The 14,945-nt window shown below is 54.5% G+C and carries 14 protein-coding genes and 7 tRNA genes; 11 read left to right on the plus strand and 10 right to left on the minus strand.

Annotated elements, in window-relative coordinates:
* Positions 1–45: 45 nt before the first annotated feature.
* A complete protein-coding gene (locus HMPREF3135_RS04535) occupies positions 46–543 on the plus strand; it encodes a ferritin (protein ID WP_070438323.1) in 498 nt (165 codons plus the stop codon).
* 67 nt (positions 544–610) lie between these two features.
* Here HMPREF3135_RS04535 and HMPREF3135_RS04540 read toward each other — a convergent pair whose 3' ends face one another.
* From HMPREF3135_RS04540 to HMPREF3135_RS04585, 10 genes are all read right to left on the minus strand, one after another.
* The gene (locus HMPREF3135_RS04540) at positions 611–2,509 is read right to left on the minus strand and encodes a radical SAM protein (RefSeq protein WP_083280611.1); all 1,899 of its coding nucleotides are present in this window, start codon (positions 2,507–2,509) and stop codon (positions 611–613) included.
* Entirely contained in the window at positions 2,502–2,798 is a 297-nt protein-coding gene (locus HMPREF3135_RS04545; RefSeq protein WP_070438326.1) for a hypothetical protein, read from the minus strand. Before HMPREF3135_RS04545 ends, HMPREF3135_RS04540 begins: the two co-directional genes overlap by 8 nt.
* A complete protein-coding gene (locus tag HMPREF3135_RS04550) occupies positions 2,795–3,484 on the minus strand; it encodes a hypothetical protein (protein ID WP_070438329.1) in 690 nt (229 codons plus the stop codon). The genes HMPREF3135_RS04545 and HMPREF3135_RS04550 overlap by 4 nt, the downstream gene beginning before the upstream one ends.
* A 78-nt stretch (positions 3,485–3,562) precedes the next feature.
* Complete coding sequence (locus HMPREF3135_RS04555; RefSeq protein WP_049193214.1) at positions 3,563–4,519, minus strand: DUF1963 domain-containing protein; 957 nt, start codon at positions 4,517–4,519, stop codon at positions 3,563–3,565.
* Positions 4,520–4,667: 148 nt separating this feature from the next.
* Positions 4,668–4,743 (minus strand) — tRNA-Gly (locus HMPREF3135_RS04560).
* Positions 4,744–4,770: 27 nt separating this feature from the next.
* Positions 4,771–4,845 (minus strand) — tRNA-Val (locus tag HMPREF3135_RS04565).
* Positions 4,846–4,911: 66 nt separating this feature from the next.
* Positions 4,912–4,984: transfer RNA gene (locus HMPREF3135_RS04570), tRNA-Gly, on the minus strand.
* A gap of 27 nt (positions 4,985–5,011) precedes the next feature.
* A tRNA-Val gene (locus HMPREF3135_RS04575) sits at positions 5,012–5,086 on the minus strand.
* 32 nt (positions 5,087–5,118) lie between these two features.
* Positions 5,119–5,189 (minus strand) — tRNA-Cys (locus HMPREF3135_RS04580).
* A 66-nt stretch (positions 5,190–5,255) separates the two neighbouring features.
* Positions 5,256–5,328 (minus strand) — tRNA-Gly (locus HMPREF3135_RS04585).
* A gap of 357 nt (positions 5,329–5,685) precedes the next feature.
* Here HMPREF3135_RS04585 and HMPREF3135_RS04590 point away from each other — a divergent pair.
* From HMPREF3135_RS04590 to HMPREF3135_RS04635, 10 genes are all read left to right on the plus strand, one after another.
* Positions 5,686–5,760: transfer RNA gene (locus tag HMPREF3135_RS04590), tRNA-Val, on the plus strand.
* Between the two features lie 185 nt (positions 5,761–5,945).
* Positions 5,946–6,536: a copper resistance CopC family protein gene (locus HMPREF3135_RS04595; RefSeq protein WP_040361738.1), complete on the plus strand. Its 591-nt coding sequence runs from the start codon at positions 5,946–5,948 to the stop codon at positions 6,534–6,536.
* Between the two features lie 4 nt (positions 6,537–6,540).
* Positions 6,541–7,149: a copper chaperone PCu(A)C gene (locus HMPREF3135_RS04600; RefSeq protein WP_070429453.1), complete on the plus strand. Its 609-nt coding sequence runs from the start codon at positions 6,541–6,543 to the stop codon at positions 7,147–7,149.
* Positions 7,150–7,435: 286 nt separating this feature from the next.
* Entirely contained in the window at positions 7,436–8,662 is a 1,227-nt protein-coding gene (locus HMPREF3135_RS04605) for a Dyp-type peroxidase (RefSeq protein ID WP_040361740.1), read from the plus strand.
* Positions 8,663–8,821: 159 nt separating this feature from the next.
* Positions 8,822–10,816 carry a threonine--tRNA ligase gene (gene thrS / locus HMPREF3135_RS04610; protein WP_246818312.1) on the plus strand — a complete coding sequence of 665 codons (1,995 nt, stop codon included), beginning with the start codon at positions 8,822–8,824 and terminating at the stop codon, positions 10,814–10,816.
* 180 nt (positions 10,817–10,996) lie between these two features.
* Positions 10,997–11,602, plus strand: coding sequence for an ATP adenylyltransferase (locus tag HMPREF3135_RS04615; RefSeq protein ID WP_038629610.1), 606 nt, complete (start codon positions 10,997–10,999; stop codon positions 11,600–11,602).
* Positions 11,596–12,297, plus strand: a complete 702-nt coding sequence (gene pgsA / locus HMPREF3135_RS04620; RefSeq protein ID WP_070438334.1) for a phosphatidylinositol phosphate synthase — start codon at positions 11,596–11,598, stop codon at positions 12,295–12,297. The genes HMPREF3135_RS04615 and pgsA overlap by 7 nt, the downstream gene beginning before the upstream one ends.
* 11 nt (positions 12,298–12,308) lie before the next feature.
* Positions 12,309–13,211 (plus strand): phosphatidylinositol mannoside acyltransferase, encoded by a 903-nt coding sequence (locus HMPREF3135_RS04625; protein WP_070438337.1) that lies wholly within the window; start codon positions 12,309–12,311, stop codon positions 13,209–13,211.
* A gap of 2 nt (positions 13,212–13,213) precedes the next feature.
* Positions 13,214–14,356 (plus strand): glycosyltransferase family 4 protein, encoded by a 1,143-nt coding sequence (locus HMPREF3135_RS04630; RefSeq protein WP_070438340.1) that lies wholly within the window; start codon positions 13,214–13,216, stop codon positions 14,354–14,356.
* 53 nt (positions 14,357–14,409) lie between these two features.
* On the plus strand, positions 14,410–14,913 hold the full coding sequence (locus HMPREF3135_RS04635) for an NUDIX hydrolase (RefSeq protein WP_070438343.1): 504 nt from the start codon (positions 14,410–14,412) through the stop codon (positions 14,911–14,913).
* The last annotated feature ends 32 nt before the right edge of the window (positions 14,914–14,945 follow it).

The raw sequence follows: 14,945 nt of genomic DNA on the forward strand, positions 1-14,945 counted from the left end.
ATTATAATCGTTGTCATTTATAAGGATTGGACTTATAGTAGGGGCATGCGACTAACAGATACTCTTGAGAAGGCATTCAACGACCAGATCACTATGGAGCTCACCGCTTCCCACGTCTACCGCCAGCTGGCAATCGAACTGGACCTGCTGGATTTCTCCGGCATGGCAGAGTGGATGCGTGCACAGGCGGATGAGGAAGTTGATCACGCGAACCAGTTCATCGCACACCTCGATGCTCGCGACAACCACCCGCAGATTGGTGCTGTCGACGCACCGGAGGTGAAGGTCACTTCCGCAATCGATGCATTCCGCATTGCTCTCGAGCATGAAGAGAAGGTTTCGGCATCTATCCGTAACCTCCGCAAGCTTGCTGATAGCGAGGGTGATCTCGACTCCCGCCCGCTGCTGGACAGCTTCGTGGTTGAGCAGATTGAGGAAGAGGACACCGTGCGTGGCATCATCGGTCGCCTGGAGATTGTTGGCGACAACGGTGCTGGCCTGCTGCGTATCGACCGGGAGCTTGGCGCTCGCGACGCAGCTTAACGTCAAACTCGATTTGTGAGTTCGAAAAGAGAAGACCGCTCCAGGGAAGTTCCTGGGGCGGTCGTTTCTATGTAGCCTGAATATCAATTGACGGATCTGGCTTCCAATCAAACCGAAATTCGTGGAAGGGAAGATTCACCGTTTCCAGGTGGTAGAACGCGTTTTTGGCGTGCTTTGCGTAGTGGTATTCACGAGCTTTGATCGTTGTGATCGATAAGAGATTGCCATAATCGGGAAGGAACGTGTGTGCGTACTGCTTGAAAAACCCGGTTAAATCCAAAATCCAACCACCTTCCGCGCGAGTCAGTTCTGCGGCATAAAAATCGGTCGTGGCGACGTGCTCCATCTTTGTTCGGGCCTCGTCTCCATAGACAACGAGATTGTCACGCAAGAGTTGTACCCGGACCGCGTTAATTGCGCCGCCGCCTGCATTCAGTGCCCAAAGGTCGTCTGCGACAAACACCTTGATGCTATCGCTAGGCGAAATATTGGCCTGGGTGATGCGACCATAGAGTCGGCTGGAGAACAAGTCACAGGACGCCTCGTTGACATGGAGACGTATCGCACCTTTTCGGAACAACGTTGCCAAATTAGAATCGCGGTTGATAATCGATGTAATCGAGTTCTTCTCTTCGAAGAGCTCGGGATTAAACTCAATTACTCGAGGAACTGACAGGTCATCGTAAATACGCGGCTGGTTTTGTCGAATGAATGAGTCAACAAGGCGGCGCGAAACTTCCGGCTTGGGCGGAAAGCGATGTGGTTGGGCGCGATAAAGCGCCTTCTGGATACCGCAGGTATAGGCCTTGCCCTGCTGGGTGTTGTTGCGTTGAATTGGACACCCGGCATGGCAGAGATAGAAATACTCACAGCTAATGCAGTCACTGGATAGAGCAGGATTGGCCCGCTCATAAGCGCGAATGGCATCGCCGCCGCGCGTAATCAACTCAGGCATTCCCAGTTGGAGAATATTGCCAAACTTCAAGTCAGGTTCTGCCTGACCTCTGTGGCACGGGTAAACGTCCCCGTCCTTCTGCACTAGAAAGTTATTGGTGCCGCAATTGATCTGATTAGTGCAGTAACCGTGGGTAAATTCCTTGAACCACTCATAATAAATGGCTTGTTCGAACTTTGTGCCTTCGAAATGGAGCCGCAAAGCTTCGAAGAATTCAACCATTTCCTGCTGGTTGAGCTGGGAAGTGTAGTCCGACTTCACGCTATCGTAGGCAAACATGATGTAGAAGTCGGTAACCATGTCAAAACCATGTTCATCGAGCCATTCAATATCATGAATAAACTCGTCGATGCGTTCGAGGTGTTCTTTCCCAACTACGCAGCTTATCTGCTTGCGGAATGGATATTCACCAAGGAGCAAAACATTGTTAATTGTTCGCTTGAGGGTCGATTTCCCCGCCTTGGTTGTACGCAGTTTCTCATGCAGGCTAAATGGCAAATCAAAGCTGCCTGAAATGGAAACTTCGAACTCCTCGTAGAGGGGCCTTAATTTATCGAAGTTGTACAGATTGGTTTTAATGTGGATCGCTGCGCCGTTGCTGCCTAAAGCTGTGAGCTGCAAGCGATACTTAGAGCGATACTCCGTATATGCGTTGAACAGGTCGCGCAATACAGATGCTGGCAAAGTCGAAATTTCCGCACCGTGCAAAAGTAACGAGCTGATGAGGATTCCCTGGTGATCCAGATGGTTCGCAATGCGATTGAATTGTGACACTACATCCGAAGGATTGTCTTTGTTCTCGGTGAGATCGCCCAGGTAGCAGTAACTGCACCCAAGATTGCAATACTGGTTAGGAACAAAGGTCAGCTTAATTGCTTTGTGGTGAAGTCTGAATCCAGCTTTAGTGGTTACAGCTGCTTGAAAAGTGGCGTTGTCCGCAGCAGCGGTCTCATCAAGTGCTGGCACGCCGACGGTAGGAATCGTCGGTAACGGAAGTATTGTCTTAGCCATTATTATTGTTGTTGTTATTGTTATTGTTATTGTTGTTGTTCGAGTCCCCGCCGTCTCCGCTGTCGCTGCCGTCACCGAAATTTAGAGCGTCGCACCAACCGTTGGTAAAACTTCCTGTTTCAGAGAATGGACAGTCAAAGTCCGACTGGTCGAAATAGTCCGGAATGCTGCCGTCGCCACCGGTGCTCGCACCTGTACCGGTACGGTTATGGCCGCCAACGTCTGCAGTTCGCCGATATTTTTCCAGCTCATTTAGTTCTTCGTTTTCCCACGACTCATAGTTCGTCATTTTGCATCGGCCTTTTCATTCTTAGGACGCAGGCTAACTACCAGTGCGTTTGGTTGATTTGGAAGGTATCGTGTCGGCAGGATGGTCCCCGGGGTTACCGCTGCCGCCTCGTAATTCATTAACACCATTGTCTTAGTGACAGAGTAGGGCTCACCATGCGCCGGGAAGAGAGACAGTCCAAGTTCATATTCATTGAGGCCACGAACTTTTCGTCCGGTGTCTTTGATGTATTTCACCTGTGAGTAAGTCGGACGTCCTCGTAGATCAGCCTCTAACATTTCGCGATCAAGAATTCCATCGCGAATCTTGACTTGGTTCAGGAAATCTTGAGCCCGTTTCTCATGCCTGCCGCGGGCAATCTTGACCTTCTCCGGTCGGTCTGGGCGGTACATCACAGGGACGAGTATGCCTTGCTGCAGGAGGGAGTGCTTATGTTCCGGTAGTTGACGGGTCAAAACCGACTTAAAGTGGCTCCCATCTTGTGCCTCGACTGCCATCTGCATGATGACCGTGTAGTAACCCTTCTTATCGGGCTTGCCGGTGACGCTGAAGGATTCGATCTGTCCAACACCAATATTCGCCTGTGGCCACTCCACAGGTTTATCGGATCCGCGGAATTCAACAAAAAACACTAAAAGGGATACAAATACGATAATAACTGCGAATATAAGAAAGTCGCCTACCACTTTATTTACTCCAGGTAATGGTCGAAACTGTGGTTTGGATTAAAGGCAAACCAAATGGGGCGATTGTGGAAAACAAACCTAGCCACAATCCCAGTAGAAAACAGCACCATCGGTCGTGCCAGTGTTTTCGGAGCGGTACACCACGGCCTCGCCGGCGTGCATCTTCTTCAACGCGTCTGGGTGAAGGAATACGTGGGCCACACCTAGATCGCCCCACATGGCCTCGAAGGGGAGCTCTTCTTCTTCGAGATATGTGGAATCGATCTCTAGGAAGTGAACGTACCCATCAGGCTGAAAAGGGTCTTGCGCGAAAGCGGGGAAACCGCCAAGCATAATGTTGCTTTGGTTACTGGCTGCGGCTCGCAACTCAACTAGCTCGTCAAAGTAGTCATCGTTATCAAGAAAGTCATCGTCCTTTTCGGACTCCAACGCCTCGTACACTGCTTGGTCAGTGGGAGGGATCATTGCCACTGCACTAGACAAGGAAATCGGAGAGTTCATAACCGTCCCAATATCCTCGTTGAACGGGGAGCAGTAATCCTCGTGCTCTTCATCGAAGGCTGCTGGCTCCGCGGTATGAGGTCCAGGGAAGCTGTGGTTGCCAAAGCCTTCCGCAGGCTCAGGGATATAGCGAATCTCCATGCCGTTTCCTGGCGAATCTGAAGTAAATCCGCCGCTGAGGGGATCAGCGCCGACAAAGAGTTGAAAAATTCCTGATTCGGGAATCAATCCGTCGAGAGTTGCTTCGCTTGTCGACGCCCCCTCCGCACGCACATGACCGACAATATCCGCAAAATTCAGCTGAATGATGTGGAGCAGTGGCTGACCGCTCTTTGCGATGGGCCATGTCGCACCTTCCGGAAGATACGGCCTGCCACCGAAGTACGAACCATGGTCGGTGGGAGTGCTGTTGGAGTAGGGAAGGGTTACGCCTGGTTGAGCAAGTTGGATGAGGCCATCAGTGTCTTCGGAGATAAACTCTCCGGCCTCGATCAACGAGCGAAGTGCTTGAACCTGTGCTGTGAACTCTGACATGGCAGGTGGTTCTTTCTCTCGGAAAACAAGGTGTTTAATCAGGGATTATCCTTCAAACGAAAGGATGCTGCAATAGCTATCCACTGCAGCATCCTTTTCCTTGATTCGCCAAAAAACTCCCTTGTGGAGGACCACAAGGGAGTTAGCGTGGAGCGGATGACGGGACTCGAACCCGCGACCCTAACCTTGGCAAGGTTATGCGCTACCAGCTGCGCTACATCCGCAAATACGCTCGCCCATAAGGGCTTACGTGGTGCGCGATACTGGGATTGAACCAGTGACCTCTTCCGTGTCAGGGAAGCGCTCTCCCACTGAGCTAATCGCGCTGGGGTAAAAGCTATATAGAAGCTTTCAAGCGCAACCCCCTTCCAGGAGAAGGGGGTTTTGCACTGAGCGGATGACGGGACTCGAACCCGCGACCCTAACCTTGGCAAGGTTATGCGCTACCAGCTGCGCTACATCCGCAAATACGCTCGCCCATAAGGGCTTACGTGGTGCGCGATACTGGGATTGAACCAGTGACCTCTTCCGTGTCAGGGAAGCGCTCTCCCGCTGAGCTAAACGCGCATTACATCGAAACCGGTAAGGAATCTCTGCTGAGGTGGAAACGGGAATCGAACCCGTGTACACGGCTTTGCAGGCCGTTGCCTCGCCACTCGGCCATTCCACCGTGAGGCTGCCGCCTCAGTGGTTGCCTCGAAGTTATACCACAGAGCTTAACTTCTTGAGAAACCAGAGCGGATGACGGGACTCGAACCCGCGACCCTAACCTTGGCAAGGTTATGCGCTACCAGCTGCGCTACATCCGCATCACGTTGCAAGGAGAGCGAAGGAGAATCTCAATTGCTCTCTTGCGGTGCGAAAGATACTTTAGCGTGCTTGTGCGATTGATTACAAATTACCAGGTGAACATCTGTATTGTGCCTGTGGGCGTAGGGCTAAAGACCAACCTTTGATGCCTCTGAATCGCAACGATGTCATTTATTCGCTTTCGTGGGTTGGTTACTGGGGGCTATCGAGTCGCTATCGTCATGGAGTTCCATCGGTGGGGTAATAAATCGTCGAACTGCGCAATCGCAAACGCAATGCAACCCAATTAGGGAAACTTCCAAAACGCGTGCTAACTTATTCCGCAGAGCAGCAAAGGCTTAGTGCTTTTCTGTCCGAGTCCCATAGCTCAGTGGAAGAGCGTTCCGTTCACACCGGAAAGGTCGCTGGTTCGAACCCAGTTGGGACTACCATTTAAAACCCCGGTCGACGCATCGTATAAAAACTGCGCGGCCGGGGTTTTGCTGTGTGACCTGAACTATATTCGTCCCTCTCGGGAACTTTTCTGGACTACCATCCGACAATAGGTATAAGGGCAGCGGTCAGACTACTGCTGTTCTTCTCGAACTGTCCCGCTTAAAGGAGTTGAACTGTTCTAGTGAGTCCCCGGGTCGCTTCAGGCGAAACGTTTCGGTTCTCAAAGTCGGGTTTCCGGCGTGCAGTAGCCGCCGCTGCGACGCTTGTAGTCTTTGCAGGCGCGTCAGTTATTAATGCTGGCCCCGCGCATGCTCACGATTCCGTGCTGTCGTCTAACCCAGGCGACAAGCAGGTTCTCGATGAATTTCCGCACCACGTTTCTCTCAAGTTCTCCGGCAACCCCAAGAACAATTTCAACACCGTTGCAATTAGTGATGCAGATGCCAAGGAAGTCCTGTACTCCCACGAGCCAGAGGTAGTGGGTAATGAGGTCTCTTTGGATATCCCTGAGGATATTAATCCAGGCCCTGGTAACTACATCATTGGTTTCCAAATCACCTCCTCTGATGGTCACTCCACCCGAGGAAAGACCTCTTTCTCAGTGGCTGATCCGGATGCTGCTGGCGCAGCCGAAGCCGGGGCAGAATCTCGTCAGACCGGTGCGCACGCCGAGGAAACGAAGTCAATACCGCTATGGGCTTATGGCCTCGGTGGTGGACTCATCGTCATCATCGCCGCTGTCGTCATCGTTATTAATCGAAAGGCAAAATAGACACATGAAGCTCAATCGCACTGCAACTGCACTGATCGCTGGTTCCGCAGCTCTGACCCTTGTTCTGGCAGGATGCTCGTCCGACGATAACACTGCTGCTGAGGTGACTGAGTCCGCAACTTCCGCGGCGACCGAAGCTACCTCTCAGATGGAGAAGAGCGATGCTGCTGTGCAGCTGGCCGATGCCTACATCAAGGAAAAGCCGGCTGACAAGGGCATGACCGCCATCTTCGGTACGCTGACCAACAACACCGATAAGGACATCAAGGTTTCCTCCTTCAAGCTTGAGGGACTGAAGGAAGGCACGAAGTTCGAGCAGCACGACACCAAGGACGGCAAAATGTTCGAGGTGCCGGAAGGTTTGACGATTCCGGCTAATGGCGAACTCGTTCTCGAACCGGGTAGCACTCACTTCATGATTATGGACAATGATGAAGCTATGGATGTGGGAGCTGAATACAAGCTCGTCATTGAGCTTTCCGACGGCTCTAGCATCACCCAGGACGTTGAGGTTCGCGTCCAGCCAGCGGGTGAAGAGGACTACGGTAATGACGGTGACCTGAACAACCCAGAGCACATGGGCGGCGGTGAGATGGATCACTCGGGTCACTAATTCTTGTGACAAGTTGGTCAAGTAATCGCTCGTCGTAAAGCGGGCGTGAGCTCAGGTACGTCGAGGAATTGACTAACTGGAATCTAATGGTGGCAGAAGCGCTGGAGTTGGCAGGTTATTGCAGCATATGCAACGAACTCCGGCGCTTTTCTTTTTCCGAAAAAGGTTTTCGATACGGTCGAATTGGATACGCAGTGGTTGCGTTGAAGCCATTGAAAGATCGGCGGATTTCCAGCCACCTCATGGGCTCCAATTTGAAGTAATCAGAAAGGTAAGAGTGCACAACATGTCCGAAGGCTTTTCCAGAAGACGTTTTCTTGGCGGGCTCGGCACCGCCGCAGGAGCCTCAGCGCTCGCCCTGGGGGCACCGGAAGCCCAGGCGATTGGGTTGGAACGTCCACAGGAAGAGCCGCCGAAACCGCCTTTGCAGACAGCAACCGTACCTTTTGATGGCGCTCACCAGGCGGGGATTGCGACGCCCGCACAGGCGAATCTATGGCTAATAGCCTTCAACGTGAAGAAGGGGGTCGATCGCAATCGCCTCCAAAACCTCATGCGTGCCTGGACGGATGACGCCCGCCGAATGACAGCCGGCAAGGCTACTCGAACGGACTTGGAGCCTGAGCTCATGGGGAGTCCGGCAAATCTGACTATCACAGTTGGATATGGGGAGAATTTCTTCACGATCATCGATAGGGAAGACCAGAAGCCTGAGTGGCTGGGAGATCTGCCAAAGTATGTTAACGATGAGCTCCGCCCGGAGTGGAACGGCGGAGACCTGTGCCTGCAGATTTGTGCGGACGACCCAGTAATGGTCTCCCATGCGGCCCGAATGATGATCCGAAATGCAGGTTCTTATTTGGATGTTCACTGGGTGCAAGCTGGTTTCCAGCACGCCAATGGTTCTACGCAGGAAGGCGAGACCCCGCGCAATCTCTTCGGTCAGAAGGACGGTACGGTCAACCCGCGCACTCGTGAAGAATTCGACAAGCAGGTGTGGATTGATAGTGGTCCGGATTGGTTGCGGGGCGGTACAGCGATGGTTGTCCGCCGTATCGAAATGGACATTCCAGGCTGGGATGTCTTGGACCGCGAAAGCCGCACTGTTATTACCGGCCGAGATATCGGCACCGGCGCGCCAATTGGAGGTAAGGACGAGTTTGAGACCGTCGACCTGGCGAAGACTGATGAATATGGTCTGCCTCTGACGGATCCGAACAGCCATGTTGCGCTGTCAATGCCTCCGAAGGAGAAACCTAATCAGCGGATTCTGCGACGGGTCTACAACTATGACCTGCCACCGGAACCGAATGGTCGATTCGAGACCAACACCGGCCTGGTATTCATTTGTTTCCAGAAGGACCCGTTGGAGCAGTTCAATCCGATTCAGGAGCGGCTGTCCAAGAACGACCGTCTCAATCAGTGGATTTTCCACATTGGATCCGCCGTGTTTGTTATGCCACGAGGAACTTCTGAGGAGGAGTACTGGGCCCAGGACCTTTTCGAGGCCTGAGTTTTGACCGTGCGGTAAAGTGTGTGAACGACTGACGAAGGTCACCAGGTATGTGATTTTCGAAGACACTTTGAAAAGGAGTACACGCACGCCGTGTCAGAAGAATTTGCAACCCCAGCACCGTTTTCCGTGCCCGCAGGAGTTTCTGCGGGCGAGGCGATGAGAGACCTGGGTTTCCCGAACAAGGGCGTTGACGCCATCGTTTGTGTCCGCGACCCTGAAGGCAATTTGAAGGATTTGTCCTTTAAGCCAGAAGTGGAAACCGTCTTCGAACCCGTTCCGGCGAATACTCCGGACGGTCGCGATGTCATCCGCCACTCTGCGACTCACGTGATGGCTCAGGCCGTGCAGTTGGAGTTCCCTGGGACGAAGCTGGGCATTGGCCCTGCCATCGACAATGGTTTCTACTACGACTTCCGTGTCGATGAACCTTTCTCGCCGGAGGATCTCAAGCGCATCGAAAAGCGTATGAAGAAGATCATCAAGTCTGGGCAGCGGTTCGAGCGCTTTGCGTTCGAGTCTGCTGATGAGGCGCAGGAAGCGCTTGCCGACGAGCCGTATAAGCTCGAGCTGATTGTTGAAAAGTCGGCCGGCAAGGTGTCCGAAGATGATGAGGCCAATGTCGACGTCGGTGGTGCAGGTACGACCTTGACCGGCTACCGCAACGTCAATCCGCGTACCGGCGAGACCGAGTGGTTTGATCTTTGCCGCGGCCCCCACGTGCCGACCACTCGCTACATCCCTGCTTTTAAGATCACGCGTTCTTCCGCTGCGTACTGGCGGGGTGACCAATCTCGAGATAACCTGCAGCGTGTTTACGGCACTGCGTGGGAGTCCAAGGAAGCGTTAGACGAGTACCTTGACCGCATGCTCGAGGCTGAGAAGCGCGATCACCGCCGTTTGGGCTCCGAACTGGATTTGTTCAGCTTCCCGGATGAGATTGGTTCTGGTTTCCCGGTATTCCATGTCAAGGGTGGCATCATCCGCAACGAGATGGAGCAGCACTCCCGTCGCCGTCATATCGAAGCGGGCTATGACTTTGTGAACACGCCGCACGTAACTAAGGGTGACTTGTTCAAGAAGTCTGGTCACCTGGACTTCTACGCGGATGGCATGTTCCCGCCGATGCAGCTCGACGGCGAATATGACGAACACGGCAACTGCACCAAGGCTCCGCAGGACTACTACGTCAAGCCGATGAACTGCCCGATGCACAACCTCATTTTCGCATCGCGTGGTCGCAGCTACCGTGAACTTCCGATTCGTATGTTCGAGTTCGGCACCGTCTACCGCTACGAGAAATCAGGTGTTATCCACGGTCTTACCCGAGCCCGTGGCTTTACGCAGGACGATGCCCACATCTACTGCACCGAGGATCAGCTGGAAGAAGAGCTCACTAATGTCCTCGACTTCATCATCTCGCTTCTGCGTGACTACGGCCTGGATGACTTCTACCTGGAGCTGTCTACGAAGGACGAAAAGAAGTTCGTCGGCTCGGATGAAATTTGGGAGAAGTCCACAGCTATTCTTCAGCGCGTTGCAGATGGTTCTGGCCTCGAGCTCGTTCCTGATCCGGGCGGAGCCGCTTTCTATGGTCCGAAGATTTCCGTCCAAGCCCGCGATGCCATCGGCCGTACTTGGCAGATGTCGACGGTACAGCTCGACTTCAACCTGCCGGAGCGCTTCGAGCTCGAGTACACCGCACCTGACGGAACCAAGAAGCGCCCGATTATGATTCACCGTGCGCTTTTCGGCTCCATCGAACGTTTCTTTGGCGTCCTATTGGAGCACTACGCAGGTGCTTTCCCGGCTTGGCTGGCTCCGGAACAGGTTGTTGGTATTCCGGTTGCGGATGACTGTATCCCACACCTGGAGGACTTTGCTGCACAGCTGAAGTCTCGTGGCATCCGCGTCCACGTGGATACGTCCGATGACCGCATGCAGAAGAAGATTCGCAACCACACCCAGGCCAAGGTTCCGTTCATGATTCTGGCTGGTGCCCGCGACATTGAGGCAGGTGCCGTCAGCTTCCGGTTCCTCGATGGCACCCAGATTAACGGGGTGGCAGTTGAGAAGGCTGTGGACATCATCTGTGATTGGGTTGCTTCGCGGAATAACGAACAGCCGAACAAGGAGAATGTCTCTGCTCTCTAGAGGTCGTTAACGCTCTCTAATTCGACCGCGTTGTTTTAACTGGTGAACCACGCGTGGTAATCCAAAGAAGTTGACCGCGAGGTCGTAAACTACAGCAGAGAAATATATGTGGTCGGGGCTCGAATGGGTCCCGGCCACGCAACGAAGGGGATGGCAGTGAATCAGTCGGGAAGTGAAGAGTTGCCTCCGCAGCAGCAGGGCAATGCCGGCCAGCAGGAATCGTCTGATGGCGTATACGTCGACAGCGGTTACGGCGAACCGGATCGGCTCACGCGCTTATGGGCACCGTACCGGCTGGATTACATCGTCAAGCGTGGTGTGCATAACTCCAAGCCATCTCGTAACCCCTTCGTTGATTTGCCGAAGCAAAGCGATGAGGAAGCACTCATTATCGCTCGCGGCGAGTGGGTGTACGCCGTTTTGAATCTGTTCCCGTACAACCCAGGGCACCTCATGGTGGTTCCATATCGCGAAGTCGCCAACCTTGAGGACTTGACCGACGAAGAAACAGCCGAGATGATGCGATTTGCCAAGCATGCGGTTCGTACTCTCAAATCGGTTTCGCGTCCGCACGCCGTCAATGTAGGTTTCAACTTGGGCAAGGCCTCCGGCGGTTCGGTCGCCGATCACCTGCATATGCACGTCGTACCGCGCTGGTCGGGTGACAGCAATTTTATGACCGTGATCGATGGCACCAAAGTGTTACCGCAGGCTCTTCGTCAGACTCGCGAGTTGCTTGCCGACGGCTGGCGTGCCCTTAATCAAGAGGATGGGGCAGCATGCTGAGTGTCCGTGGCAGGGCTCCAATCCGCCCAGTAGTTGAACCGATTGCCGCTGCACTTTTGCGGGTCGGCATTAGCCCGAACACGGTCACCCTGGTGGGAACGGTAGTTTCCGTTCTGCTTGCGGTAATCCTGATTCCTACCAACCATCTTTTCGCAGCTGCGGTGTCAATCGCTATTTTCACTGCTTTTGACCTGCTCGATGGCACGATGGCCAGACTGCGAGGGCGGGGGACGAAATACGGAGCGACGCTGGATGCTTCCTGTGACCGCATTACGGATGCTGCACTGTTCGGGGCGATAGCGTATTGGGTGGTGTATCACCATGACGCGGATTCAGTGCTGCTTATTCTGACACTGATCACTATGGGATCTTCCCAGGTCATTTCCTACGTTAAGGCTCGGGCAGAAGCTAGCGGCCTCAAGGTCAACGGCGGTCTCGTCGAACGTGCGGAGCGCCTGATTATCGGTCTAATCGGCATTGGGCTCCAGGGGCTTGGCGTGGACTATGCCCTCTACGTCGCAATGTGGCTCCTGGCGATTGGGTCGGTATTCACCGTCGTTCAGCGCTTGTACATGGTGGCTAAGCAGCCAGGAGCGTTGGATCCCATCGCCCCGCCAGAAGGCGCAGCTGATAGTTCATCTATCAACCCTGACTCTGCTACGAAGTCCACGGGTTCGGCTGATTCCAACAACTAAAGGAGGATACGATGACTAGTTTCTTCCTGCCTCGCTCGAAAGATGATTTCGTTGCGCTCGGCTATATGGCCGGGTGGAAGATTTTTGGTCTGCTGCCGGAACGCGTGGCCTACCGCATCGGCAACATAGCCGCCGATCGGGTAGCAGCAAATCCCACGACGACCCGCCAGCTTCGCAAGAACCTGGCTCGCGTTATGGGCTGTCCGCCTGAGGAAGTGCCGCAAGGTCTTATTCGGGCTTCCATGCGTTCCTATCTACGCTATTGGGTGGAGGCATTCCGGTTGCCCTCCATCGCGTCGCCAGAGTTGGCAGACACGGTCGAATCCACCAGCGATGGGCTCGAACGAGTTGCTGAGGCCCTCGAGGCCGGAGATTCCATCGTCATCCCACTGCCGCATTCTGGTAACTGGGATATGGCAGGTATGTGGCTCGTTTCCCGCCATGGTCGGTTCAGTACCGTGGCGGAACGGCTAAAGCCAGAGGTGCTTTACGACGCTTTCGTGGAGTACCGCGAATCTCTCGGATTCCACATTCTCCCGCTTACCGGTGGCAAACCTGCGATGCCAGAACTCCAGAAGCGATTGGAAGAAGGTGGCGTTGTGTGCCTGCTGTCTGATCGTGATTTCGGCGGCCACGGGGTCCCGGTCACTTTTTTCGGCGAGCAGACGACAATGCCGGTCGGCGCGGCAAAGCTGGCACAGGACACGGGCGCTCGGCTTATGCCCGCCGGTCTGTCCTACACGCGCGATGGTTGGCGTTTTGTAGCGCATCCATTTGTGCCGACCGAGGGGCGCGAGCTGGCCGACATCGTCCAGGACATCGCTGCTGTTTTTGAATCTGATATTGCTCAGCATCCAGCGGATTGGCACATGATGCAGCCACTGTGGCCGGCGGATAAGAAGAGGTCAAAGTAGCCGTGCGAATCGGAATGGTGTGCCCGTACTCGTTCGATGTCCCAGGTGGTGTTCAAGCTCACGCGATTGACTTGTGTGAGGAGTTCATCCGTCGCGGCCACGAGGTCAGTCTTATCGGCCCGGCTAGCGCGCAGGCGGACGTGCCGGATTTCGTTGTTCGAGGTGGTGCCGCCATCCCGATTCCGTATAACGGCTCAGTCGCTCGGCTGTCTTTTGGCCCCCGCACGAGCCGTCGAGTCCGCACATGGATCGAGGAAGGTAACTTTGACATCCTTCATATCCATGAGCCGAATTCGCCCAGTTTTTCCATGCTGTCGTTAGTAAACTCGGTCGGGCCAATTGTCGCGACCTATCACTCTGCGGCGACAGATTCCCTGGCATTGAAGCTGGCCACGCCATTTTTGCGGAAGTACCTTGAACGCATTCGGGGAGGCATCGCTGTCTCGGAAGTGGCTCGTCGCTGGCAGGTTGAGCAACTCGGCGGCGACCCGGTTCTCATTCCCAATGGTGTCCGTGTTGGAGATTTTGAGTCCTGCCCGGCCGCCTCATCGTTGCCTGAGATCCCGCCACGGCGTGAGGGGGTCTATCGGCTCGTGTTCCTCGGACGCTTCGACGAATCTCGTAAGGGCTTTGACGTGTTGCTCGACGCGCTGCCGGCAATACGTGCAGAGATTCCACAGCTTGAGGTCTGTGTCGTTGGTGATGGTGATATCGCGGCAGCTCGTCGTAAAGCGGGCAGAAACGCAGATGTCCTGCATTTCGTCGGCAGACTGTCGGAGGATGCTAAGGCGTCAATACTCGCCGATGCGGATGCGTACATTGCCCCGCAGCGTGGTGGGGAGAGTTTCGGCATCGTGCTGGTAGAGGCGATGGCGGCGGGTGCGCCGGTGATCTCCAGCGACATCGATGCGTTCAAACTCGTGCTTGACGACGGCCATTACGGGCTTCACTTTGAAAACGGTAACTCCGCAGACCTTGCGGATGCAGTCGTACGCCTTGTGACGCAGCCAAAGTTGGGGGAGGAGCTTCGCGCACTCGGGCATAAACGGGCTTGGGAGTATGACTGGTCGCAGGTCGCCGACGGCGTTCTGCGTGTGTACGATACGGTGCGCATGGATGGCGAAAAAGTCGTCATTGCGCCATAGAGATTTCCGTCGTGGCAGCTGATTAAACGCAGCGGAGTGAAAGTGGGTTTTCGGTGGACGTAACCGTTCCAATCTGGGTCGTTGTCCTAGTCATTGCGCTGATTGTCGTACTCGTTGGCGGTTTGGTGGCGTCATCGACAGCGACGCGTTTAAACCGTATGCACATTCGCACGGACTTGGCGCGTTCTTCACTGGAAGCGGCGTTGGGGCGAAGGGCCGCAGTCGCTCGTGCCGCCTACCCGGAACTCGCCGGCGTAGTGACGAAGGTGGAAGCCACACCACTTAGAGCCAACAACACTGGACAGCGCGCAGACGTGGAAAACGAACTGACTAGGAAAATTGTGGCGCTCTATGAGGAACAGCCCGTGGACCGGACGATGGCAATTGAGCTTTCTGACGCCCACACGCGGCTCGAGCTCGCCCGCCGTTTCTACAATGATGCGGTGACGGATACGAAAGCACTGCGAGCCAGGCCGCTAGTGCGCGCCCTGCGGCTGGCGGGCACTGCACCTGAACCGGAATATTTCGATGTTGCAGATGGACTGACAACGGCTTAATTGTGGGAAAACCCGCTGTTGTGCTGGAAGTT

Source organism: Corynebacterium sp. HMSC14H10 (genome assembly GCF_001807105.1).
In the GTDB taxonomy this organism is placed as follows: domain Bacteria; phylum Actinomycetota; class Actinomycetes; order Mycobacteriales; family Mycobacteriaceae; genus Corynebacterium; species Corynebacterium jeikeium_D.

Coding starts and splice junctions, on each gene's coding strand:
- HMPREF3135_RS04535 (WP_070438323.1), top strand. CDS start 46: ATGCGACTAACAGATACTCTTGAGAAGGCATTCAACGACCAGATCACT.
- HMPREF3135_RS04540 (WP_083280611.1), bottom strand. CDS start 2,509: ATGGCTAAGACAATACTTCCGTTACCGACGATTCCTACCGTCGGCGTG.
- HMPREF3135_RS04545 (WP_070438326.1), bottom strand. CDS start 2,798: ATGACGAACTATGAGTCGTGGGAAAACGAAGAACTAAATGAGCTGGAA.
- HMPREF3135_RS04555 (WP_049193214.1), bottom strand. CDS start 4,519: ATGTCAGAGTTCACAGCACAGGTTCAAGCACTTCGCTCGTTGATCGAG.
- HMPREF3135_RS04600 (WP_070429453.1), top strand. CDS start 6,541: ATGAAGCTCAATCGCACTGCAACTGCACTGATCGCTGGTTCCGCAGCT.
- HMPREF3135_RS04605 (WP_040361740.1), top strand. CDS start 7,436: ATGTCCGAAGGCTTTTCCAGAAGACGTTTTCTTGGCGGGCTCGGCACC.
- thrS (WP_246818312.1), top strand. CDS start 8,822: ATGAGAGACCTGGGTTTCCCGAACAAGGGCGTTGACGCCATCGTTTGT.
- pgsA (WP_070438334.1), top strand. CDS start 11,596: ATGCTGAGTGTCCGTGGCAGGGCTCCAATCCGCCCAGTAGTTGAACCG.
- HMPREF3135_RS04625 (WP_070438337.1), top strand. CDS start 12,309: ATGACTAGTTTCTTCCTGCCTCGCTCGAAAGATGATTTCGTTGCGCTC.